This window comes from Desulfoscipio gibsoniae DSM 7213, assembly GCF_000233715.2.
Taxonomy (GTDB): domain Bacteria; phylum Bacillota; class Desulfotomaculia; order Desulfotomaculales; family Desulfallaceae; genus Sporotomaculum; species Sporotomaculum gibsoniae.
The window spans coordinates 1,171,119-1,195,954 of sequence record NC_021184.1; the positions used below are offsets into that span (position 1 = coordinate 1,171,119).

21 protein-coding genes are annotated in these 24,836 nt (G+C 47.8%); 17 read left to right on the top strand and 4 right to left on the bottom strand.

Going from position 1 to position 24,836, the window contains the following annotated elements; translation table 11 throughout:
* Positions 1–9 precede the first annotated feature (9 nt).
* From DESGI_RS05395 to DESGI_RS24405, 11 genes are all read left to right on the top strand, one after another.
* Complete coding sequence (locus tag DESGI_RS05395) at positions 10–2,094, top strand: hydantoinase/oxoprolinase family protein (RefSeq protein ID WP_006523682.1); 2,085 nt, start codon at positions 10–12, stop codon at positions 2,092–2,094.
* A gap of 14 nt (positions 2,095–2,108) precedes the next feature.
* Entirely contained in the window at positions 2,109–3,863 is a 1,755-nt protein-coding gene (locus tag DESGI_RS05400) for a hydantoinase B/oxoprolinase family protein (protein WP_006523683.1), read from the top strand.
* 210 nt (positions 3,864–4,073) lie between these two features.
* Positions 4,074–4,961: an FAD binding domain-containing protein gene (locus DESGI_RS05405; RefSeq protein ID WP_006523684.1), complete on the top strand. Its 888-nt coding sequence runs from the start codon at positions 4,074–4,076 to the stop codon at positions 4,959–4,961.
* Positions 4,958–5,428, top strand: coding sequence for a (2Fe-2S)-binding protein (locus DESGI_RS05410; protein WP_006523685.1), 471 nt, complete (start codon positions 4,958–4,960; stop codon positions 5,426–5,428). The genes DESGI_RS05405 and DESGI_RS05410 overlap by 4 nt, the downstream gene beginning before the upstream one ends.
* 1 nt (position 5,429) lies before the next feature.
* On the top strand, positions 5,430–7,721 hold the full coding sequence (locus DESGI_RS05415) for a xanthine dehydrogenase family protein molybdopterin-binding subunit (protein ID WP_006523686.1): 2,292 nt from the start codon (positions 5,430–5,432) through the stop codon (positions 7,719–7,721).
* A gap of 325 nt (positions 7,722–8,046) precedes the next feature.
* The gene (locus DESGI_RS05420) at positions 8,047–8,502 is read left to right on the top strand and encodes a MaoC/PaaZ C-terminal domain-containing protein (protein WP_006523675.1); all 456 of its coding nucleotides are present in this window, start codon (positions 8,047–8,049) and stop codon (positions 8,500–8,502) included.
* A 39-nt stretch (positions 8,503–8,541) separates the two neighbouring features.
* On the top strand, positions 8,542–9,285 hold the full coding sequence (fabG, locus tag DESGI_RS05425) for a 3-oxoacyl-ACP reductase FabG (RefSeq protein WP_006523687.1): 744 nt from the start codon (positions 8,542–8,544) through the stop codon (positions 9,283–9,285).
* A gap of 39 nt (positions 9,286–9,324) precedes the next feature.
* Positions 9,325–10,497 carry a thiolase C-terminal domain-containing protein gene (locus DESGI_RS05430; protein WP_006523688.1) on the top strand — a complete coding sequence of 391 codons (1,173 nt, stop codon included), beginning with the start codon at positions 9,325–9,327 and terminating at the stop codon, positions 10,495–10,497.
* Entirely contained in the window at positions 10,497–10,937 is a 441-nt protein-coding gene (locus tag DESGI_RS05435) for a Zn-ribbon domain-containing OB-fold protein (RefSeq protein WP_006523689.1), read from the top strand. Before DESGI_RS05430 ends, DESGI_RS05435 begins: the two co-directional genes overlap by 1 nt.
* A 50-nt stretch (positions 10,938–10,987) precedes the next feature.
* Positions 10,988–12,127: an acyl-CoA dehydrogenase family protein gene (locus tag DESGI_RS05440; RefSeq protein WP_006523690.1), complete on the top strand. Its 1,140-nt coding sequence runs from the start codon at positions 10,988–10,990 to the stop codon at positions 12,125–12,127.
* A complete protein-coding gene (locus DESGI_RS24405; protein WP_157872736.1) occupies positions 12,128–12,286 on the top strand; it encodes a hypothetical protein in 159 nt (52 codons plus the stop codon).
* 2 nt (positions 12,287–12,288) lie between these two features.
* Here the strand turns inward: DESGI_RS24405 and DESGI_RS25155 are convergent, their stop codons facing one another.
* The 4 genes from DESGI_RS25155 to DESGI_RS05460 form a co-directional block, all read right to left on the bottom strand.
* Positions 12,289–13,686, bottom strand: a complete 1,398-nt coding sequence (locus DESGI_RS25155) for a nucleoside recognition domain-containing protein (RefSeq protein WP_006523691.1) — start codon at positions 13,684–13,686, stop codon at positions 12,289–12,291.
* Positions 13,686–14,492 carry a FeoB small GTPase domain-containing protein gene (locus tag DESGI_RS25160; protein ID WP_245561153.1) on the bottom strand — a complete coding sequence of 269 codons (807 nt, stop codon included), beginning with the start codon at positions 14,490–14,492 and terminating at the stop codon, positions 13,686–13,688. The genes DESGI_RS25155 and DESGI_RS25160 overlap by 1 nt, the downstream gene beginning before the upstream one ends.
* A 104-nt stretch (positions 14,493–14,596) precedes the next feature.
* Entirely contained in the window at positions 14,597–14,836 is a 240-nt protein-coding gene (locus DESGI_RS05455; protein WP_006523693.1) for a FeoA family protein, read from the bottom strand.
* A gap of 317 nt (positions 14,837–15,153) precedes the next feature.
* Entirely contained in the window at positions 15,154–15,603 is a 450-nt protein-coding gene (locus DESGI_RS05460; protein ID WP_006523694.1) for a metal-dependent transcriptional regulator, read from the bottom strand.
* Positions 15,604–16,154: 551 nt separating this feature from the next.
* Between DESGI_RS05460 and DESGI_RS26600 the strand changes: the two genes are divergently transcribed.
* From DESGI_RS26600 to DESGI_RS05490, 6 genes are all read left to right on the top strand, one after another.
* Positions 16,155–17,090 (top strand): response regulator, encoded by a 936-nt coding sequence (locus DESGI_RS26600; protein WP_006523695.1) that lies wholly within the window; start codon positions 16,155–16,157, stop codon positions 17,088–17,090.
* Positions 17,087–18,547 carry a sensor histidine kinase gene (locus DESGI_RS05470; protein ID WP_006523696.1) on the top strand — a complete coding sequence of 487 codons (1,461 nt, stop codon included), beginning with the start codon at positions 17,087–17,089 and terminating at the stop codon, positions 18,545–18,547. Before DESGI_RS26600 ends, DESGI_RS05470 begins: the two co-directional genes overlap by 4 nt.
* Before the next feature lie 508 nt (positions 18,548–19,055).
* A complete protein-coding gene (locus DESGI_RS05475; protein WP_006523697.1) occupies positions 19,056–19,559 on the top strand; it encodes a CBS domain-containing protein in 504 nt (167 codons plus the stop codon).
* A gap of 445 nt (positions 19,560–20,004) precedes the next feature.
* Entirely contained in the window at positions 20,005–20,634 is a 630-nt protein-coding gene (locus DESGI_RS05480) for a GerMN domain-containing protein (RefSeq protein WP_006523698.1), read from the top strand.
* A 192-nt stretch (positions 20,635–20,826) separates the two neighbouring features.
* On the top strand, positions 20,827–21,138 hold the full coding sequence (locus tag DESGI_RS05485) for an alpha/beta-type small acid-soluble spore protein (protein ID WP_435050899.1): 312 nt from the start codon (positions 20,827–20,829) through the stop codon (positions 21,136–21,138).
* A 602-nt stretch (positions 21,139–21,740) separates the two neighbouring features.
* Complete coding sequence (locus DESGI_RS05490) at positions 21,741–24,797, top strand: FAD-dependent oxidoreductase (protein ID WP_006523700.1); 3,057 nt, start codon at positions 21,741–21,743, stop codon at positions 24,795–24,797.
* Positions 24,798–24,836: the final 39 nt, after the last annotated feature.

Genomic DNA, 24,836 nt, shown 5'->3' on the forward strand with positions numbered 1-24,836 from the left:
GGAAAAGGGATGAATGGATTTTATAGGATCGGGATTGATGTGGGGGGCACCTTTACTGATTTTCTTCTTGTTAATGATTTAGGAGAAAGCTTAGTTTATAAAACCCCAACCACGCCAAAAGATCCTACCGAAGGGGTTTTTACCGGCCTCAAGTTAATGGCTGGAGATAAAGATCTTAGCGTTGTTGAGTTTTTAAGCCAGGTAAAAATTATAGTACACGGCACAACCATAACAACTAATGCAACTCTTACGGGGGAAGGTGCAAAGACTGGTTTTATTACCACCAAGGGGTTTCGGGATTGTCTTAACATGCGGCGTGGTATGAGGGAAGAACAATATAATCCCAAACAAAGCCCACCCCCTCCACTGGTACCACGTTATTTGATTCAAGTGGTGGATGAAAGGGTAAATTGTGAGGGGCATGAGGTTACCCCGTTAAACGAAGACGATGTGCGCAGGGCCATCCGGTTTTTTAAGCAGGAAGGCGTTGAAGCGGTTGCGGTTAGCCTTTTATTTTCCTTTTTTAACCCGGCCCACGAACAAAGAATCAAAGAAATAATAACCGAAGAAGCGCCAGGGTTATATGTTTCACTGTCATCTGAAGTGCTGCCCCAGGTTCGGGTTTACGAGCGTCACAGCACAACCGCACTGAACGCATATGTCGGCCCGCCGTTGTCTCGGTATCTAACCAAACTTAAGGGACGCTTAGCTCAGGAAGGTTTCGGTGGTACCTTGTTGATTATGCAGTCCAACGGCGGTGTAATGGCTCCCGAGATCGCTATCAGGTTTGCATCAAACACTCTTTTGTCCGGTCCGGCCTCAGGCCCTACTGCCGGCGTATTTTACGCGGAATCACAATCAGCCCGCGACATTATTACTATTGATATGGGGGGCACCAGCTTTGACGTATGCCTGGTAAAGGATAAAAAACCTGCGTTTACCGAGGAAGGACAGGTGGGAGGATATCGTCTTGCCTCGCCGATAATAGATATTCATACAATCGGGGCGGGTGGCGGAAGTATTGCCTGGGTTGACCCGGGTGGAATTCTTTGTGTGGGGCCTAAAAGTGCCGGTTCGGAACCGGGCCCTGTGTGTTACGGGCATGGGGGGACGCAGCCAACCGTAACAGATGCCAATTTGGTTTTGGGATATTTAGCTGCTGACTTTTTTTATGGTGGCAAATTAAAACTGGATTTGGATTCGGCAAGAAGAGCAGTGGGTAACCTGGCTTCCGAACTCGGATTGGATATAGAAACCACTGCCGCCGGTATTTACAAAATTGTTAACGCCAATATGGCTGATGGAGTTAGGGAAGTTTCGGTGCGTCGCGGCCATGATCCACGGGAATTTGCCCTGGTTGTGGCGGGTGGTGCCGGACCTATTCACGCTGCTGCTATTGCCAGTGAACTAGATATTTCGCTGATTATCATTCCCCGTGAATCATCAGTATTTTGCGCCGCCGGAATGCTCATCTCCGATTTAAAGCATGATTTTGTGCGCACTTATAACGCTCCGGTGGGGCAGCATGACCTGATTAAGATAAAAGAGCTATATCAAGAGATGAGAGATGAGGCTATGCGTACTCTTGCAGCGGAAGGAATTTCACGGGAAGCTGTTAAGCTGCTGTATAGAGCCGATTTGCGTTACATCGGCCAGTTTAACGATGTAGGGGTAGTCTGGGAGGAAACACTCATTGAAGATGCTATCCAAAATTTAAGCGGTGCTTTCCATAAACGACACGATACGCTATATGGTTATTCTATGCCGGGGGCGCCGCTGGAATTTATGAACTTACGTATGTTAGCCACAGGAGTAACAGATAAACCGTCTTTCAATAAGTTTCCCTATGTGGGTAGGGACGCATCAGATGCATTGAAGGGCGAACGCCCTGTATATTTTGATGGTAATTTTATAAACACGCCTGTTTACGACGGCCTAAGGATGGGTTACGGCAACTTGATACAGGGGCCGGCTATTGTAGAACAGCCCACTACTACCATTATTGTTACACCGGAATTTGATTTAACCTGTGATGAATATAACGATTATATACTTTATCCAAAGGGCGTTAAATATAACCATATACCCAGGTAAAGGAAGGGTGAAAAATGGGTACTGAATCTAAAATAAATCCAATTTTAGTAGCCGTTATCGGTAATCGTTTTGATGCTATAACCAAGGAAATAGGGGAAACTATGCTACGGACGTCCCGTTCTCCCATTTTTAGTGAGGCCCGGGACCTGGTGACAGCGGTTTTTGACAAACACTGCCGTTTAGTGGCCCAAACCGCCTATATACCAATCCTGATGGGTGCTTTACCTTTTGTCGTAAAAGCTATTGCTGAACATTTCCAGGGGGATATTCACGAGGGAGACGTATTTATTCTAAATGATCCATTTAGCGGTAATAATCACCCGCCGGATATTAACGTGGTCAAACCGGTTTTCTGGGAGGGCGAGCTGCAGTTCTGGTCTGTTTCTAAGGGACACCACGCAGATGTAGGTGGAGGCGGTGTGGCCGGCTATAATCCGAATGCTAAGTCTATTTATGAAGAATGTTTGCGTATACCACCGACCCGTTTGTACCATAAGGGCCAATATCAAAAGGATGTCTGGAACTTTATTCTTAATAACGTATTTCTAACTTTTCTGGTAGAAGGGGATTTACACTGTCAGGTAGGGGCTTGCAAAATTGGTGAAAGAGGGCTGCACGGATTACTTGGAAAATATGGACCCGATGTTTTATACGATGCTATAAATGAGTTATTTGATGCCTCCGAGCGGCAAATGCGTGCCCAGATCGCTAAGATTCCTGACGGTACTTATTATGCCGAGCGATATATAGATCATGATGGAATTAATAAGGATAAAATGATTAAGGTTGCGGTAAATATTACAGTTAAGGGTGATGATATCACTTTTGATCTGTCCCCAAGCGACCCTCAAACGCCCGGTTATGTAAATAGTACGTTACCTAATACTTCTTCAGCCTGCTACCTATCCCTTGTTACTGCCATAAATCCGGAGGCACGTATTAATGAAGGTGCCATGCGTCCGGTCAACATCATCGCACCTGAAGGGTTAGTGGTAAATGCAAAGCATCCGGCTCCCACCACCTGCTGCACCATTACCACTGCGGCTACCATTATCGAAGCGAACTGGTTGGCTTTGGCGCAAAGCATCCCCATGCAGGCGCAAGCGGGCTGGGGTAGATGGTGTTCGCCGACTACTGTAGGTTTTAACACTAGAACAGGGCGGCCCTTTGCCGATATTCATTTTATGTGCAAGGGCGGCGGCGGAGCTACGTATGGTTATGATGGTTGGGATCACATTGGGGTGGTGGTTTGCTCCGGCGGGCTGCGCTCACCGGATCCTGAACTGCATGAGATGGTTAATCCGTATTTTTTGTTACAGTATGAATACTGGCCGGATAGTGCCGGGGCAGGCCAGTGGCGCGGTGGAATGGGAGTAATTTATCGCTGGCGTGTCGATGCGCCCAATATTCCGGCTGCTAACTTTGGCGGCGGTTTAAGGGATGAAACAGCGCCCTTTGGTCTTGCCGGGGGGAAACCGGCTCCCAAACACATATTGTATTTGAAAAAAACGAGCGGAGAGACAATTAAAGTTGAAGCTGAAACCTTCTATCAATTCGATTTAGGCGATATTTTTGAAATATATCAAAGTGGCGGCGGTGGTTTTGGCAATCCCTATGATCGCCCGGTAGAAAAAGTTCATCAGGATGTACTTAATGGTATTGTTTCTGTGGAAAAAGCCTTGGAGGATTACGGTGTGGTAATCAAACGGGATAATTTTGAGGTTGATGTGGAAGCTACCGAACGAATTAGAAACAAATCAATGGCGTGATGTGTTGCAAGCCCGTTTTCTACGGGCTTGCAACACAGGTGGTATATTACTGGTGTGATTCTAGCGACCGAGGCGGGGCAGTCCATGGTATTTAATGTAGCTGCATTAGCGTTTCTCTTTGGTGCTCTTGCCGTATATATATTAGGTCCTGAAACAAAGGGGAAATATTTGGAGGAGGTCAGTTCGTAACTATCGCTAGGAGGTGGTTAAATGTTCAGAAGATTAAGAAATTTTGATTATCAAGAAGCGGAAACGGTCGATGAAGCTGTAGGAATTTTATATTCATGTGGTGGCAAGGCAGCGGTACTTGCCGGGGGTGTTGGTCTCATAGGAGACATGAAAAGGGGAAGTAAGTCTCCTGAGGTGGTAGTTAGTATTAAAAAAATATCAGATTTAGATTATATTGCAAAAAATGAATCGGACTTCCTAAGAATTGGTGCTCTAACTTCTATAAGAACCGCTGAACTTTCGCCGATTATTCGGGCAGGCTATCCGGCATTGTTTGATGCTGTTAGCCAAATAGCTTCCGTACAGGTAAAAACAATGAGTACACTTGTAGGTAACCTTTGCGTAGCTACCCCGGCATCAGACATAGCGCCTCCCCTTGCAGCTCTAGGTGCTCAACTTATTATATCGGGTCCCGGAAAAACAAGGTATGTTCCTCTTGAGCACTTTTACCTGGGTGTAGGTAAGACTGTTCTGGAACCGGGCGAACTGGTTACTGAGGTGTTGGTACCGTCTGTTCTTCCTGGAACTCATAGTGCTTTTCTAAAAATTGCACGAACCAGAGCTGATATTGCCAAAGTGAATGTAGCCGTCACTATAAGAGTTGTGGATGGAATTTGCCAGGAAGCAAGAATTGTGTTAGGCTCTGTAGCTCCAACTGTCGTTAGGGCAAAAACAGCAGAAAGCCTGATTTTGAGTAATAGGCTTGAATCCAAGGTAATCGAAAAGGCTGCACAAGCTGCTGCTCAAGAGGTAAGACCTATAACTGATATTCGTTCTACAGAGGAATACAGAAAACAAATGGTTGCCGTATTGGTAAGGCGAGCCTTGGAAAAATGTTGTAAAAACTCCGGAGAGGTGAATACAGTATGAAAAAGGAACTGGCGACGTTTATCGTTAATGGAGTGTCACATGACGTGGTTATAACCTCGAACATGACACTTGTTGAGTTGTTGCGTGATGAACTGAATCTAACCGGTGCGCGAGAGAGTTGTGGAGATGGCGATTGCGGGTGTTGCACAGTGTTGATTGACGGCAAACCAACTCTGGCATGCCTTACACTGGCCGTAACCGTAAAAAGGAAAAACATTTTGACCATTGAGGGATTGGCAGAAGGTGAGAATTTACATCCTCTTCAAAAGTCGTTTGTAGAGCACGGTGCTCTCCAGTGTGGGTACTGTACTCCTGGAATGATACTTTCCGCCAAATTTCTCTTGGATGAAAATCCAAATCCAAAAAGGGAAGAAGTCAAAAAAGGGTTGGGTGGAAATTTGTGCCGGTGTACCGGCTATAACAAGATTATTAAGGCGGTGTTGTCAGTCGGGGGAGGGGGTAAATGAAATGGGTCAGAAGTTATCCGTTGTCGGTAAAAGTTTACCATTAAAAGAAGCGTGGGATAAGGTAACCGGTAAAGCACAATACAGTACTACTATGAATTTACCCGGTATGTTGGTCGGTAAGATTTTAAGGAGTCCTCACGCTCATGCACGAATAGTTAGTATTGACATAAGTAAAGCCAGAGCGCTACCCGGTGTCAAGGCAGTTGTCACTGCTAATGATTTCCCAAAGAAATTATTTACGGTTAATGTGATGCATTGGCAGTTGGATGGGGGCGAACTGATGGACATGTACCTCTTTGCCGATGTTGCTCGTTACATTGGTGATCCAATAGCTGCAGTGGCTGCCGTGAACGAGGAAATTGCAAAAGAAGCACTGGCACTCATTCACGTGGAATATGAAGTTTTGCCGGCTGTTTTCACGGTGGAGGATGCGGTAAAAGAGGGCGCGCCTCAGATACGCGATAACGCTGCAGGTAATATAGTCGTGCCACCTATGTCAGTATTTCCCACAGGTGATATGGAACAGGGGTTTAAAGAGGCGGACGTGGTCGTCGAGGGAACCTATACCACCTCTAAAGCAATACAGGCCGGGATGGAGAATGCGTGCAGTATTGCAAGCTATAACTCCGGTACGGGGAGGTTGACAGTGTGGAGTCAGACTCAGCTCCCTCATATGGCTAGGAGGATGATTGCTCATTTATTCGATATGGACGAAGGTAGGGTCAGAATTATACAGCCCTATGCCGGTAATGGGTTTGGAGCAGGAACGGATTTAAATTGCGAACCGCAATGTTGTGCGCTGGCAATAAAGGCATGTGCACCAGTGAAAATCATGTACGACCGAGCGGAAGACTTTTCCAACCGGCTCACCCGCGAACACATATGTAAAATTGAAATGAAGATTGGCGCTAAGCAAGATGGTACACCAACCGCATTGAAAGCCAAGTACACAGGTGATGCAGGAGCCTATATGGCGAAAACAGCTTCTGGTGCGGGCGTTGCCCTTGCTTCCAATATTACCTGCTATGAGATACCAAATATATACCAGGAAATAGAGGTAGTGTATACCAACCACGTGGCGTGTGGAGCGTTTAGAGGATTTGGCGGCATGCAGTCGACTTTTGTGCGCGAAACATTAGTGGATGAAATTTGCCAAAAAGTTGGGATGGATCCGGTAGAATTCAGGATGAAATTTCACAGGAAGGTCGGTGGTCTGGGGTGGTTTCCAGGGACCAAGATCACCAGTTGCGCGCTTGATAAGTGTTTAGAGATAGGAGCAGAGAAAATAGGTTGGAAGGAAAAGAGGGCCAGAAAGAAGGAAGGGATTCGAAGAAAAGGTGTAGGTGTTGCGTGTATGGGTTGGTTGAGCGGTGCCCAGCCAATGCTTTTGGAGCTTTCAAATGCCCTTCTAAAGTTTAATGAAGACGGCTCATGCAATATGATTGTAACTCCAGGGAATATAGGACAGGGATGTTTGGGTTCATTGTCCCAAATCGCAGCCGAAGTACTAGGATTAAATTATGAGGATATTCATCCGATATCCTATGACACCGACTTAACCGAGTGGTCCGTTGGAACTCATGCCTCCCGGGGGCTTTATTGTTTGGGACTCGCGGTGAAAAAGGCCGCCGAAAACGCCAGGGAACAGTTTCTTAGAAGGGCTGCTAATATTTTAAAGGTAGCTCCTGTTGAACTCGCAATGGGTGGTAAAAGAATTTATGTTGCCGCAGATCCACAAAAGGGGATTTCAGTGGCAGACGTGGCCAAGGATGCCATTTATAACTATAGTGGAAACAGCGAACAGATCACTGCCCGTGCCAGTATTACGCCCACTGCTTTTGCGCCTCCCTGGCAGGCGGGCTTTGTAGACCTTGAGGTTGACATGGAGACCGGGCAAGTATCGATAATCAAATGGATAACGGTTCACGATATTGGAAAAGCGATCAATCCAATGACAGTTGAAGGCCAGCTCGACGGAGGAACCGGTCAAGGTATAGGGTTTGCGCTGTATGAGGACACCATTATTAGTACCGAAAACGGGAAAATGGTAGCGGACGGGTTTGACAAGTACAAGATCCCGTCCATCCTGGATATGCCGGATAACGAGTCCTTGCTGGTGGAAGAGGAAGACCCCACAGGCCCGTTTGGGGCAAAAAGCGTGGGTGAGTCGGGGATCTTCCTGCAAGCGCCTGCCATAGCTAATGCTATCTACGATGCTGTAGGTGTAAGAATTAGGGATGTTCCAATAACACCGGAAAGAATTATGAGTGCATTAAAAGCGAAAGGTCAATGATTTGGACTCCATTCCATGAGGATAGGGGTATAACAATAGGGGTATAACATTAGATAAAAAAAATAAACCAGACTTTAATTATTAGTCATTTTTGTCAAAAATTGCAAAGGCTTAATGGATGGTTTGACAGATTTGACACACAGCAATTCATTTCGCGTAAGGATTAAGTAACTTAGTATTAAAAAACCACTACTCAACCCTGAATTTTGGACTTTCGCACTTAGTTTTTGAAGTGGTACATGATTTGCTACAAAATAAAATTAAATCATTAATATTTAAACATTGGTTGATAGGTTATTAATTATCGTTCAAGGAGGTCAAAGCCATGGGATACCAGTTACGCGGTAAAACATTTGACGAATTTAGTATAGGTGAAGAATACTACACCGCCTCACGAACCATCACCGAATCAGACGTAGCAACATTTGCCGGCTTATCAGGTGACTACAACCCCCTGCATACCGACGAAACCTTTATGCAAAACAGCCCGTTTGGTACTCGTATCGCCCACGGAGCATTAATCCTTTCCGTGGCCACCGGATTGGCTAATCAACTAGGCATATTTGAAGGAACCACCATAGCAGTACTGGAAATGACCACCCGATTTACCGGTGCCGTAAAATTTGGCGATACCATCCGGCTAGTACAAAAAATAGCCGAGAAAAAAGAAAGCAAAAAAGCCGACCGGGGCGTAGTAAATGTAGCCATAAAAGTGCTAAACCAGCGTGACGAATCAGTGCTTGAAGGAACCTGGGTAATCATGCTCACACGTAAACAATGATCAATATTAAATTTTAAAAAAGAAAGGAAGTAAAAACTTATGCGATTAAAAGATAAAGTAGCCCTAATCACAGGAGCGGGAAGCGGCATTGGAGAAGCCACCGCCCGGCGATTCATTGCCGAAGGGGCATTAGTAGCACTAAACGACGTAAACACCGAAGGAATAACCCGTGTAAGCCGTGAACTAGCGGCTCAGGGTGCACGCGTAATAGTAGTAGAAGGAAACGTAACCAGCAAAAGCGATGTGGAACAAATGGTAGAAAACACTCTTAAAGAATATAAGCGCATCGACATTCTCATCAACAACGCCGGCATCAACAAAGACGCCCTGACCAAAAAAATGACCGAAGAGCAATGGGACAGCGTCATAGACGTCAACCTCAAAGGCACCTTCTTATGCTGCCAGGCCGTATTTGGTCCTATGAGTGAACAGAAATACGGCAAAATCAACAACACTGCCTCCATTGGCGCCTACGGTAACATCGGCCAGGCCAACTACGCAGCCAGCAAAGCAGGAGTAGTAGGCATGAGCTGGGCACTGGCGTTGGAATACGCCCGCTACAACATCAACGTCAACGTAGTCGCCCCGGGAGCCACCAATACCCCCATGACCGCCGGTATGCCTGACAAAGTACGCGACATGATCATCAATAGCATTCCGTTAAAACGCATGGCCGACCCAGCAGAAATTACCAACGCCCACCTCTTTCTAGCCAGTGATGAAGCCAACTACATTACCGGCCAGGTAATCTTTGTTGATGGCGGTATAACTATAGGCATATAAAAATTACTTTTATCGATACAATCGCGGAGGTGTAAACAAATGACCAATGTTGTCGTCATATCCGCCGGCGTAGCCAAATTCGGCAATCGCGAAGCATCATACCGGGATCTTATTACCGAAGCCGGTCATGCCTGCTTTAACGCCACCGGTGGGGCCATCAAACCCAAAGACATAGACGGATTCATCGCCTGCAGCGTAATGCCCGAACGAACAGCGGTACAAAGCCACATAGCATCACTAGCCGAAGAATGTTTGGGCATTAACCCCAGCACCATGTCCCTGCGTTTGGAACATATGTGCCAGAGCGGCAATGCCGGCATCCGCACAGCCTACGCCTACATCAAAGCCGGACTGTGCAAAATGGTCATGGTAGTAGGAGCAGAGAAACTCCAGGTACCCGTACCGGAAGAAATATTTCTAAACATGAGCACCGGGCTGGATCGTGAATGGGAAGCCTGCCAGGGAGTAACCGCACCCATCATGTTTGCTATGTGCGCACGGACACACATGCGCAAATACGGTACCACCAGAGAGCAAATGGCCAAAGTCGCCGTAAAAAACCATGCCCATGCCGCCAAAAACCCTTACGCCCAATTTCAAAAAGGCGTATCGCTGGAACAGGTACTCACCGCCAAAAGAATCACCACCCCCTTTGGCCTGTACGACTGCTCACCCATCAGTGACGGCGCGGCGGCAGTCATCATCACCAGTGCCGAGCGAGCCAAAGACTATACCGACAAACCCGTATACATTATCGGCACCGGCCAATCCGTACACGGACTTACCTTTTCCAACCATTACACAGACCTGTCCCACTGGCCGCCGTTAAAACAAGCGGCTGAGAGCGCCTACAAAATGGCCCAAATTAAACCAGCCGACATAGACGTAGCCGAAATACACGACTGCTTCACCATAGCAGAAATCATCACCACCGAAGAACTGGGTTTTTGCGCCAAAGGCGAAGGCGGCCCGTTTATAGAAGCCGGGCAAAGCGACTACGGCGGCCAGGTAGTCGTTAACCCCCGGGGAGGGCTGCTGGGTTGTGGCCACCCCCTGGGAGCCACCGGCGTAGCGCAAACAGCAGAAATATTCTGGCAGCTGCGGGGTGAAGCCGGAGAACGACAAGTAAACAACGCCAGAATCGGGTTAACCCACAACAACTCAGGGCCTACAGAACACCTGGTCAACATCTTCTCCACGGAGGTGGTCTAATGACAACCAACTATGTAGCGACCATAGACCCGTTCCCCCACCAAAGCCCAAAACTAACCAAAATGTACCCGTTTTATGACCACCTCAGAAAAGGCCGGCTGGTTACTACCCAGTGCCGGGAATGTCGGCATACCACCTGGCCGCCTAAAACAATATGCCCCGCTTGCGCTTCGGCCGGGGTAGAATGGGTCGATCTGCCGGAAGAAGGCACCGTAATCGAATACACCATAGCCGAAAGAGGCATTCCTGCCGGCTTTTCCATACCCACCATATTCGTACTGGTACAAATAGGGCCGGTAAGAATTCTCTCACGGCTGATTGATGCCGATCCCGACCAGGTAGAAACAGGCATTTCGGTAAAGCCGGCCGTAGTGCAAGTGCCCGGTACACCCTATGATCCGGAGCGTTTCTTACCGGTATTCAAGCTAAAAACAAAATAAGCCGGTGGTTAAATAACCGGGCAATAGCTGTTTAGATAGGAGAGATAAACATGGATCCCAGGATAAATGAAGAACAGCTCATGATGATGCGCAACGTGCGCAAGATAATGGAAGAAAAAGTAGCACCCCGGGCAGCGGAAATAGATGAAAAAGCGGTATTCCCCAGAGATGTGCACCAACTGTTCAGTGAAAACGAAATATACTCTTTGGTAGTACCTCCTGAATACGGAGGTTTAGACGGCCAATTACTCACCCTGTGCATTTGCATATCGGAAATATCCAGGGTATGCGCCTCTTCGTCCATGGTACTGGGCAACCAGTCCCTTGGTGCAGCCCCCATAGCATTACGGGGGAATGAACAGCAAAAAAGTCGCTATTTGCCCAAAACAGCCACCGGGGAATTGCTACCCTGCTTTGCCCTGACCGAACCCAACGCCGGGTCCGATGTTAGCTCAATGCAAACCAGAGCGGTACCGGACGGCGATGATTACATTATAAGTGGTAACAAGTGCTTTATTACCCACGCGGAAGTGGGAGATCCATTTACCGTATTTGCCAAGGTAAGAGTAAATGGCAAAGACAAAATAACTGCATTTATAGTAGACCGCGACACCCCCGGTTTAAGTTTTGGTAAGAATGAAAATAAAATGGGGTTGCGGGGCTCTCCTACCGGAACGGTAATTCTGGAAAATGTTAGAGTTCCTAAAGAAAATATACTGGGCAATATCGGAGACGGCTTTCGTATTGCCTTTGATTCACTGGACAAAGGGCGGATCATGACCGGCGCTATGGCCATCGGGCTGGCACAGGGCGCCCTGGAATGCGCCCGGGACTACGCCAAAACCCGGGTGCAGTTTGGCAAACTAATTGGCGAGCAGCAGGGCATTCAATTCATGCTAGCCGACATGGAAACAAGCATCCAGGCGGCACGCAGCCTGATGTTAACCGCGGCATACAAGTATGACAATAAAGAAGCGGATATGGTCAGGTTTTCAGCGATGAGCAAGCTGTTTGCAACCGATATGGTCATGAATGTAACTACCAATGCGGTACAGATTCTTGGCGGCTACGGATATTGCCGTGAGTATCCGGTGGAGCGGATGATGCGTGATGCCAAAGTATTTGCAATTTTTGAGGGAACCAACCAGATTCAGCGCATTGTTATCGCCAGGGATTTAATGAAAGATTAGATGGGCGTGCTAAAAATTAACTACCTTAAAAATAGTTATTCTGGCGCCACCCTGGCCGAATTTACACCTAACATTGCTATAAAAACAACCGCCTGCTTAGCTGATGGAGAAAATGCTATAAAAGGTATTATGCAAATATGGTTAAAAAAACGCTTCTAAAATCAAACAATTAAACCTGCTGCCCGTACCAAATTGTTTATTAATATGCAGACAATCACACCCACGGCGGTAGGTATCAAGGCAGCCAGTAATGTCCAGCGCCAGCTGTGTTGTTCCCTTTGAATGGTGAATAGCGTGGTGCCGCACGGCCAATGGCAAAGGGAGAATGTCATGGTGCACAGAGCCGTCAGCCAGGTCCACCCGTGCTGATCTACCAGCAGATGGCGCAGGTCGGCCAGGCTGGACAGCTCTGTCATGGCACCGCCGCAAACATAGCTCATGATCAGGATGGGTAACACAATTTCATTGGCCGGCAGGCCCAGTATAAAGGCCAGTAATATGAAACCATCCAAACCCATAAGCCTGGCCAGGGGATCCATCCAGCCGGCTATGATGGATAATAGAGTGGCGCTGCCGATAGTGGTGTTGGCCAGTATCCAGATTAAACCACCGGCTGGAGCCGCGATTATCACGGCCCGGCTCAGTACAAACAAGGTGCGGTCCAGTACCGAGCGAATGAGCACCTGGCCCACCAGTGGCTTTCTATAAGGCGGCAGTTCCAGAGTAAATGATGACGGTTTACCCCGCAATATGGTTTTGGACAGCAGCCATGATATCGATAGCGTAACGGCAATACCAAAGACAACCAATCCGGCTACGGCCATTGTAGCCACTGCGCTGCTCAATGATAAAGACACTGAACCGGCTATAAATATGCTCACCAGGGCAATTAATGTGGGAAACCTTCCGTTGCAGGGCACAAAATTGTTAGTTAGCGTGGCAATCAGCCGCTCCCGGGGTGACTCAATAATGCGGCAGGCAATAATGCCCGCGGCATTGCACCCAAAGCCCATGCTCATGGTCAGTGCCTGTTTGCCGTGGGCCCCGGCCTTTTTGAAAAAACGGTCCAAGTTAAAGGCCACCCGGGGCAAATAGCCGAGATCTTCTAGTAGAGTGAACAGGGGAAAGAAAATGGCCATTGGCGGCAGCATGACTGCTATAACCCAGGCCAGGCTCCGGTAGACTCCCAAAACCAAAAAACCGTGCAGCCAATCCGGGGCGTTAAGGACCATAAATAAGTCTGTCAGCCGGGCCTCAATCCAAAAGAGCCCCGTGGCCAGCAAGCCCGACGGTATATTGGCACCGGCAATAGTTATCCAAAATACTACCGCCAGTACGCCGAACATGATGGGAAAGCCCCATACCGGGGATGTTATTATGTTATCAATTTGGCGGTCAAAGTCACGTCGGCTGGTGGAGGTGTGGCTGACTACGTCACCAGCAATTTGCTCAGCGGTACGGTAAATACTGGTTACAATACTGTCCCTGAATTGGCTCTGGCGCGGGCTGGTGAATTTTTGGGCTTCCTCCAGCAGCGGTGCTAAAGTTTTTTGCGCCATCAGGCCAATCCCTCCTGTGCCAAGGGCACGGCCGCTGCTGTTTCCCTGGCGTTTAAATAATTTTCTATGGTCCGTACCAGCCTGGTATCACAGTCAAGCAGGCGTAGGGTCAGCCAGCGGGAGTTGATATCCTCGCCTACTAAGGCCCGAACCCGGGGCTCCAGCTGGGCGATGGCTTCCTCTACTTCCTTGCTGTAGCGCACAGGCTGCGGTTTCGGCAGTATGCGTCCCATTGCCACATCGTCAACCAGATCCATCAACCGAGACAAGCCTTCACCACTTCTGGCGGCGGTGGCGACAACGGGTACCCCCAGCCGATCGCTTAGTTTGGCAGTATTTAGCTGTATTTTTTTGCGCCTGGCCTCGTCAATTAGATTTACACAAACGATTACCTTGTCGGTGATTTCCATGACCTGCAGGGCCAGGTTCAGGTTGCGTTCCAGGCAGGTGGCGTCTACCACCACAATGGTGGCATCGGGCCTGGCAAAACAGATGAAATCCCGAGCCACTTCTTCGTCGGCTGAATTGGCCAGCAGTGAATAGGTGCCCGGCAGGTCGATTAGTCTATACCGGCGCGATTTGTGTATATAAGTGCCTTCAGCCCGCTGAACCGTTTTACCCGGCCAGTTGCCGGTATGTTGCCGTAAACCCGTTAAAGCATTAAACACAGTGCTTTTACCCGTATTGGGATTACCCGCTAACGCGATTACGTAATCACAGTTATCTGTATTTGCATTAAATATCTCCCGGGTGGTTAACTGTCCGGTTGATTGGTAGGTAAGGCCCATTTCTTCAGTTCCTTTCATAAAAATATGGCTTAAGGGAGTTATGCTGCTGAGTTAGTGTTATATTAATCAATGGAAAAGTATTCTAAGTAGTGGGTGGTCTATCCAGTAAGCAGGTAAAACAGCTATTCCCAGGGACTTACAAGTACTTTTCCGGCCACTTCCCGGCGCAGCGCAATCACTGTGCCCCTAATATTAAAGGCAATGGGATCGCCCACCGGGCTGCGCCTGATAACTTCCACTTTTGTACCCGGTACCAGGCCCAGATCCAGCAGTCTTCGCCGGGTTAAACCTTCGGCTACAACTTCTGTAACCAGTGCGAAAGATCCATTGCTCAAGCAATTAAGTGTGGTAATATTACTCACGCGCTACCCCTCCGAACTTTATGGTGTTTTAGTTTGTTAAATGTATCTAACAAATCCTGTATAATTATATGTGACTCTTGCTTAAGGTGTTACTGTTCCGGCGTGTCAAAACGTGGCAAGGGATATATAAAATGCCCGGCTGGGAGTAGCCGGGCGGATGGCGGTAAAAACACAGATACCGCAACTTATTTGTGTTTAGCTTGCCGTGATTATCTATTATGGCTTAACAAAGTCCCTGTCTCGCCTATCATTCCTGACAGCCGGACAACTGGCTGTGACTGGACTAACTAATCGTGCCGTGGGTGGCGATAGCCCTATCAATCCTGGTAGCCGTCTACCAGACCCATCCCTTGTTCTTTTCTTTGCCGAAAATGTTTTAAATATTGTTTGGTGCATTCACTATTATGCTCAAAAAAATCAACCAGACTTTCAATGGCCCAAATGGTGGGCATTGATAAATAGTGCTCCATTGCCTCGGCCTCTGCTTTGATATCGCAGCTGGAATTAATCACCCGCAAAAATTTTTGCAGTATACTATTCCTTTCCACGAGAAATTGGCCTAATTTACGCCCTTTATCTGTTAAAACCAGCTCTCTGTATTTTTTGTATACTAAATAGTTCTCACTGCTTAATTTCCTAATTGCATTGTTTACCGAGGGCATGGTTACATCAAGGCAGGCGGCTATGTCACTGACGCGCACCACGTCATTATTTAAAGAAAAACGATATATTTCCTCCAGGTAATCTTCCAGGCTAGGTGACAACAAGTTTTTTACCTCCTTTAATGTACCCACACCGGCTACCTGCCCCATACGGTCCAAACTGCGATGGCCGGGCAGCCAGACCCAACTTATATTAGACTAAGTCTTTGGTAAACTTTATTAATTCAAAGGTAAAAAAATGTCTGCCCATTGATTATTTATCGCATATTTAATTTTGTCATATTTTCACACAAACTAATTGTTTAATATATGAAGCTGTCCAGCTTGATAAAATGTGATAAAATAAATGTGGTTTTTGAAATCAAGCGAGAAGAATAGCAGGTTGGCAGGATAAAAATTTTTATTTTCTGGATAGATAATAGCCTTCGGTTAATTAGCCGGGGGTTTATTTTTTATCAACAAGGAAATTGGGATTACCTGGTTTTTGCCGGCACCATCATACCTGGGGTATCATTTTTATCTGCAGACCGGGCTTGTTAGTAATGCATAAAAAATTGACGGCACTGTTGCCATATGAGCACAACCGGGTTATGATACCGTGCATAGAGAGTAGTTGTATTATTGGCCGCATTAGTGATATTTAGGAGAGATGCTGCTTGGCTAAAATTTTAGTGGTAGACGATGAACGATTGCTGGTCAAGGGACTGAAGCGCAGTCTGGAAAACGAGGGCTATGAGGTGGCAGTGGCCTATGATGGTGCCGAGGCGCTATCTCTGGTGCGCCGTATGACATTAGATTTGGTGTTGCTGGATATTATGCTGCCCCAGGTGGATGGGCTGGAGGTATGCCGGCGTATCCGTCAGTTCAGCAATGTGCCCATTATTATGCTGACCGCCCGGGGAGATGCCGTGGACAAAATTGTCGGGCTTGAACTTGGTGCCGATGATTATTTAGCCAAGCCCTTTAATACCCGGGAATTAATAGCCCGCATCAGAGCCATACTGCGCCGGGTGCCCTCCGCCCGGGGTGGGTCAGGCGGCGGCCGGAGTCCATGTGGTTTGGATGAACCAGGACAAGCCAGTGACCGGGAAAAACCCGGTAGGGGGTCAGCCAGTACAGGAGTTCAACTGGACGATGGACTGACTGGTGGTGCGGGAACCTGGGGGCGCCCTGTCGCGCCCGATAGTTTAAGCCCGGGTGACCATCTTAATGCGCCGGAAGGTCTGGGTCGCGGTATCCAGGAGGTGCAGCCGGGGGCTGGTTTGCCGGAGCAGGTGATTAAAGCGGGCGGGCTGGAGATAAATGTGCCGCGGCAAAGCGTGCGCCGGGACGGCCGGACGGTGGAGCTGACTGCCCGGGAATTTGACCTGCTGCTGACCCTGGCGCGGCATCCCGGGCGGATTTTTACCCGGGATATACTGCTGGAACAGGTTTGGGGGTCGCGGTATTTCGGGGAGCCCCGGGTGGTGGATGTCTATATCCGCCGGCTGCGGCAAAAAATAGAACCTGACACTAACAACCCTCGCTGGATTATGACCCGGTGGGGTGCCGGGTACTACTTTGCAGAAGATTATTCAGGAGATTATTTATGAAAGCACTGTCGCAAGGACGGTTAACAACAAGGGTAAAGGTATGGTTCAACGTATTGACAAGAACCTCCATTCGCTGGAAAATGGCCGGTACTTATTTTGTACTTATATTATTGATACTGGCTTCCGCCAATCTTTTTTTGTTGCGGGTGCTGGAGCAGAACTACTTGGGTGAAAAGGCCACTAACCACCTTACCAACGCCAATATAATTGCCACCACCGGTCAGGATACGCTGTTGCGGCCGGATCGTAATGCTTACTATATGGCCCGGGATTTTGGCACCCGGATGGGGGCCCGGGTGCTGGTACTTGACCGTCAGGGCAGTGTAATGGTGGATTCCTTCGGGGAGGAGTGGCTGCTGGGCAGTACTTTGCGCCATAATGAGGTGCAGACTGCCCTGGCCGGCACCGGCCAAACCGGGGTGCACCGGCTGGCCAGCGGTGAAAGGGTGTTGTATGCCGCTGTGCCCGTGCTCAGGAACAAGTCCATGGTAGGGGTGGTTATGCTGGTGGTAGGTTTGGAGGACGTTTACTCAGCACTGGTTGATATTCGTCGCCAAATGGCACTGGTTTCCCTGGTCAGCGGCGCATTTGCCGCTTTGCTGAGCCTGTGGCTGGCCGGGTTGCTTACCAAGCCGGTAAAAGAGTTAACCGGGGCGGTGCGCCAGGTGGCCGCAGGGCATCTGGTCCAGCATATTCCTGCCCGCAGTGGTGATGAGCTAGGGCAGCTGGCCGTTGCCTTTAACGAAATGAGCGGCCGGCTGGCCGAGGTTGACCGCTCCCGGCGCAGGTTTTTGGCCGATGCCTCGCACGAGTTGAAATCTCCCTTGAGCTCAGTTAAGGCGTTGGCCCAGTCTCTTTTGGATACCAATGAGCGGGACATTGCTGTTTACCGTGAATACTTGGCAGATATCAACAACGAAATGGATCGCTTGGCCCGTATTGTTGATCACATGCTGCAACTGACCAGGATGGAGGAAGGGGATACGCCGCTATCCCTGGAAAACAGGGCAATCGGTGATTTGTTTGAACATGTGATTGCTCTACTGCGCCCTCGGGCGGAAGAATGCGGCGTCAGATTACAAACAGCTATTGCACCGGAACTGAAATGGCCGGTTAATCCCGATTTGTTTACCGGCATTATACTTAATCTGGTGGACAACGCCATCAGACATACCCCCAGGGGCTGCAGGGTAACAATGGAGGCACGGGCGGAAAAGGAGAGCCTTGTTGTGCGGGTAGAGGACACCGGTGAGGGTATTCCGGCTGAAGATTTACCCCGCATCTTCGACCGCTTTTACCGGGTGGATAAGGCCCGTTCCCGGGCCACCGGGGGCACAGGGCTTGGGCTGGCCATCGTTCGCCAGGCTGTACACCTGCATGGGGGCAACATACATGTGACTAGTCGGCAGGGGGCGGGAACTGCCTTTAATCTGGTATTTCCTGTACCGGTAAAATAGGGCAAATATTTTTTAATTTGTGATTGATATCACAAGAGGACTTGTATATAATAAAAGCATTAGCAAAGCAGAAGTAACACTATAAAAAATGTTTGATATTCCCCACAAAATAAAGAAGGAGGTTGAAAGCAGTTACAAAATTGCTACTGAAACTTTCTGAAATAACAATAAAATAGGAGGTGAGAAAACCTGTTTCCTATAGTTTCACAGTTGTAATCAATCATAAATACTGCTAAAATAACAATGTAAACATTTCCATGTCGCAAAGACACGCTGTGAAAGTCGGGCATGGAACACTATCTATCCAGGTGGTGGGTAACACCTCCTTCCGGGCAGAACTAGCCTTTAGGGCTGGGCGACGAACGTAAAAGCACAAGTCACCCGGAACATAGGCGAAAGTCTATGACTTAGCAGTTGAATCCTGTGAAACTGCCCCTTGTTTAGTCGGCAGGGGAGAAAACTAAATATATTTGATTTGTTTAGTTTTCAGAAACCAGGTATACGATCAATGCCTGAAAAGAAAATGGTTAAAGATTTAATGCTTCCCGTAACTGAATACCCCAGAATATACGATACCGATAGTTTAAAGGATGCTATCATGGCCTTAAAGGAATTCATGGCCACCGGCAAGAAATATCGCTCGCTTTTGGTGTTCAGTAAAACTAAAAAGGTCAATAACGAAGAGCAACTGGTTGGCATATTGACGGTCAGGGATATACTAAATTGTATTAAGAATAATACTTTAAGTTATGACGGTCCGGAGTTATTTGGCATGTCCTGGGCCAGGTTTTATCATAAAGATCCGTTAAAGAAACCTTTGGTCACTAAGGTTGGCGATATGGTGCGCCCGCTAGTGCAGGCTTTTATTCAATCCGACCAGAATGTAACTGATGCCATACGTTTGATGATCACTAAAAACGTTAATATATTACCAGTGTTCAAGGGCCAAAGGGCGGTTGGTATCATCCGTGCGGTGGATTTGTTGGATTATATAGGGGATATGTGTGACTAATGAATTCACAACGTATTACGCGCATATACGTAATTTCGTTACCCGCACATAGTAGCGTTGGGAAATTCTTTGAGGGAAGGAAAATGAAAGAAATTAATATGCCGTCTTCTGTTTAAAAATTAGCAGTTGGCGGTTTTTTTATAGGCTTTTTTTCATAATAACACTGAAAAAAACGCAGCTGTGGTCAATTCGGTCTGTTGTTTTTAACCATGTGTTTTATCAAGAAACATATCTATGTAACAACTTTGTAATAATTTTTTAACAACTTTTTACACCAGTGAAACATTTCATAGTTATACTAACTTTAGCGCATGATGATAAACCACCAGAGCAGGTTATTAAAGAACTGTTTGTATTAAGGAGGTAGGGTAGTTCAAAAATAAAAAGAAACAAGAAAAACAAAAGTATCTAGAGAAGAACCAATTCTATAAAGGGAGGCATTGTTATGAGGAAAATAAGAAAAGTCTCTGGGTCCAGATTAATACTGTTCATGATGGTGGTGCTGGCACTATTAACTTTAACTCTGATGGGCTGCGGTCAAAACAAAGATAGCGTGTCCCAGGGTGGTAACCAAAATCCGGGCGCTGCCCAGGGTGATAATCAAACTGGTAGCGATGAGTCGGGACATAATGACGATATCAGCGCCAAGCCGGCACAAACTGAGCAAAAAGTCACCCTTTACTTTAGTGACGACCAGGCTATGCGTCTTGTGCCGGAAAAAAGGACGGTAACTAAAGGGGATGAAACACTGGAGGAAGTAATTCTTCGGGAGTTGATCAACGGGCCGAAAAAGGATAACCTAGTGCAAACCATTCCCGAGGGTACCAAACTTCTTTCCGTATCGGTTGTAAACGGGGTGGCTTATGTCAACTTTTCCAAAGAGTTCCAAACTAAACATTGGGGCGGTTCGTCCGGTGAAACCATGACTTTGTACTCAGTGGTTAATTCACTGGCCAAATTGCCGGGCATTGAAAAGGTGCAATTTTTGCTGGAGGGTGATAAAAAGGAAAGTATTTTGAATGGCAATATGGATACCACTGTACCGCTGGTACCGGATTATAGCCTGGGAGAATAAGCTGCCGTTAAGATTAATACTAACTGCTAGAAAATTATTTTTTAATTAATGCTCAGATTAAAAACTGGGCATTTTTTTATGGTATATAAATTATTTAAAAAGGGATACTAATATCATTAATTGGGCATGATAGTTATTTGAAAAAATTTCATGGAGGTGACGGTTTTGGCAAAAGATGTGGCAAAAGATTTGATGGCATTGGACAAGGCACTTCCGGAATTAATGAGCAAAACAGCCGCCACCGGTTTGGTGCCGCGGGAACTACAGGCCTATGTGGCCCCGGCACTGGAAGAGTTTAGAAATGAAATGGCCACGGAATTGGGTATGGACAATTATGCCTATATAGATAAAGGGGAATTGCCCAGTCGACTGAACGGTAAAGTTGGCGGTGGGATGACTAAGAAAATGGTTTCCTTCGCAGAGGCGGTACTGGCCTGGAACTATAAAAACCGCACTATGCTAAATGAAGCTGCGGATAAGCAGCCCGAAATGATCACTGAATAGCCGAATTACAATATTGGTTAATACTTGTAGTAGGTACTATCTTTGATAATAATCAGCCCGATAACCTAGTACAGACAACCGGTTTGCGGTACCCGTAAACCGGTTTATAGCACAATATTATAAGTTATCACCCCAACCCAATCTTTATCCCACTACAAACCTTGGCCTAAATCTAAAACCGTCTCTTCTACAGTTGCGTAACTCCTACACCCTCAAAATTCCCTTCAATCTATTAAATCTGACCTGCTGTTTTCATTATCATCTGTTAATCAAATGGTAAGTGAATCCCTGGAGTTAAGGGTTGTTCCTATACATTGTGCCTAACCACAATGCTGATCTGTAAAATCTAAATTTCGCAGAATGAAATCTACATTTTGACTCTATAAAATTTTCAAAAAAAAATAAATAGTTAAAAGGAATTTAACTAGCTAGTATGATATAATTTACAAAACTTTTCGTCAATACATTTTGGAGATCGTTTGGTTATCTTAATAAAACACTGTAAAGCAGGGGGTGGATAAAATATAAAATATTCAAAATATATAAAATATATAATTAATTTACCATGTTCATATTATTTGTTTTTCTAAGGGGGTGCAATTTTGACTCACCAAAAAATTGGTGCGGTGCTTGTGATTGGCGGTGGGGTGGCCGGTATTCAATCAGCTCTGGACTTGGCGGAATCGGGTTACTATGTTTACCTGGTGGAAAAATCTCCGGCCATTGGGGGAGTGATGGCGCAGCTGGATAAAACTTTTCCCACCAACGACTGCTCCATGTGTATTCTTTCGCCCAAGCTGGTGGAGAGCGGCAGGCACGGCAATATAGAGCTGATTACCGATGCTCAAGTTGACGGTGTACAAGGGGAGCCCGGTAATTTTACGGTCAGAGTACGGGTTAAGCCCCGCTACGTGGCTATTGATAAATGTGTGAGCTGTGGTGTGTGCGCTGAAAAGTGTCCCGTTAAAGTGCCCGATACATTTAATGTGGGCTTAAGCGAGCGCAAGGCTATTTACACCAAGTATGCCCAGGCTGTGCCCTCGGCCTATGTAATTGATAGTGAGTACTGCCTGTATCTCACCAAAGGCCGGGAAAAGGGCAAGGATATCTGCAAGCTGTGCGTCAAGCATTGTAAGAGCAATGCCATAGACTTTGATCAGGTGGAAGAAATTAGAGACGTTAATGTGGGGGCAATTATAATTAGCTCGGGGCTGAAGCCCTTTAACCCCAAAGATTTTCGCAACTATGGCTACGGTATATTCCCCAATGTGATGACCAGTATAGAGTTTGAGCGGGTTTTGAGTGCTTCCGGTCCCTCGGCGGGACACCTGGAAAGGCCATCGGACGGGCAGCCACCACGCCGTATCGCCTGGATACAGTGCGTGGGCTCACGGGATGTAGCTAAAAGTGCCAACGCTTATTGCTCATCGGTATGCTGTACTTATGCTTTAAAAGAGGCTATTGTGGCATTGGAGCATGCCCATGGTGAGCTGGATACCACTATTTTTTACATGGATATGCGCACCTTCGGTAAGGACTTTGAACGCTATCTGGAGCGGGCAAAATATGAATTTGGTGTGCGCCTGATCCGCTCGCGCGTATTTGCGCTGGCCGAAGGGGAGAATCACAGCCTGACCATCAGGTACGCCCTGCCCGACGGTCAGGTACAGACCGAAGAGTTCGACCTGGTGGTATTATCTGTTGGTCTCGGCCCGGCTGAACATAATCGCGAACTAGCCGACAAGCTGGGTGTGCGGCTTAATAAATACGGTTTTTGCCAGTACCCCAATTTCAACCCGGTGAGTACATCTCAGGATGGTATCTTTGCCTGCGGCGCTTTCCAGGGTCCGATGAGTATACCCCGCGCTGTGGTACAGGCGAGTGCCGCGGCCGGCAATGCTGCGGCTATGCTGGCCGGGGTGAGAAATACGCTGATTAAAAAACAATCCAAGACACCAGAAAGGGATGTTGCGGGTAAAGAACCCCGGGTGGGTGTTTTTGTGTGTCGCTGCGGCATTAATATTGGTGCGGTGGTGGATGTGCCGGCAGTGGCTGAATTTGCCCGTACTTTGCCCGGAGTGGTGCATGCCGAGGAGTGCTTGTTTGCGTGTTCCCAGGATAACCAGCAAAATATCAAGCAATTGATAGCTGATAAAGATTTAAACCGTGTGGTGGTAGCCTCCTGTACGCCGCGCACCCACGAGCCCATGTTCCGGCAGACACTGCGGGAGGCGGGCCTGAACCCGTACTTGTTTGAAATGGCCAATATCCGGGAGCATTGTTCCTGGGTGCACGCCAACAACAGTGAGGTGGCCACCCAAAAGGCCAAAAGCCTGGTGAAGCGGGCGGTGTCCCGGGTGGTGCTGCAAGAGCCGCTGTATGAAATCGATCTGGGCGTTAAACAGTCGGCGCTGGTGGTGGGCGGCGGAGTAGCCGGTATGGAATGCGCGCTGGATTTGGCCAAACAGGGCATCCAGGTATACCTTTTGGAAAAGAATAGCGAGCTGGGCGGGCTAACCAGGCGCATCCACTATACAATGGACAGGCGCGACGTGAAGAGCTATTTAAATTCTCTCATTGCAGAAGTTACCGGTCACCCGCTGGTTAAAGTGTATTGCAATGCAGTAATTAACAACGTATACGGTTATGTGGGCAATTATATCACCGGTTTCACCACCCCGGCAGGTAAGCAAGAGGTGAACCACGGGGTGGCTGTAATTGCCATCGGAGGTGCGGAATATAAACCCGTAGAGTATCTATACGGCCAGGACCAGCGGGTGATGACCTGTCTTGATTTGGAAGGGCTGATTTGGGAAAACAACCCTGTTCTGAAAAAGGCCAGCAATGTGGTAATGATACAGTGCGTGGGCTCCCGGGAGCCCGATCGCCCCTATTGCAGCCGGGTATGCTGTTCGGAGAGCGTCAAGAATGCTATTAAACTGAAAGAGTCTTATCCACAGCTCAATGTGTTCGTACTGTGCCGGGATATGCGTACCTTCGGATTCTTCGAGGGGCTTTACCAGAAAGCCCGGCGCATGGGGGTCATCTTCATTAAGTATTCCCAGGATTTAAAGCCACAGGTGGAACAGGTTCCGGCCGGGGACGGCACTGTGCTGCAGGTGACAGTTAAGGACCACATACTGGACCGGCCGGTGGTGATTAATGCGGATATAGTCGCCCTGGCGGCCGCTATACTGGCCCCTGAAGATGGTTCTCACATAGCCGGCTTTTTTAAGGTGCCCCGCAACGATGAGGGATTTTTCCTGGAGGCTCATGTCAAGCTGCGCCCGGTGGATTTTACCACCGACGGTGTTTTTATGTGCGGGCTGGCTCATGCTCCTAAATTAATCGATGAAAGCATTGCCCAGGGCAAGGCGGCCGCGGCCCGTGCTATGACGGTGCTTTCCAGCGAAAACCTGGTGGCCGGCGGGGTGGTGTCAGTAATTGATAAGGATAAATGTTCGGGTTGCCGGATTTGCGTGGGGTTGTGTCCTTATTCAGCCATTTCCTTTAATGAGAAGCTGAAAGTGGCCGAAATAAACCAGGCCCTTTGCAAAGGCTGCGGAGTGTGTGCTTCGGCTTGCCCCACTAAAGCATGTCATACCAGGAACTTCAGTGATGAAATTATCCTGGCTGAGATACATGCTTTATGCACCTGATCGGTTGCATACTGATCGACTGGTTATAGAAGGAGGGCC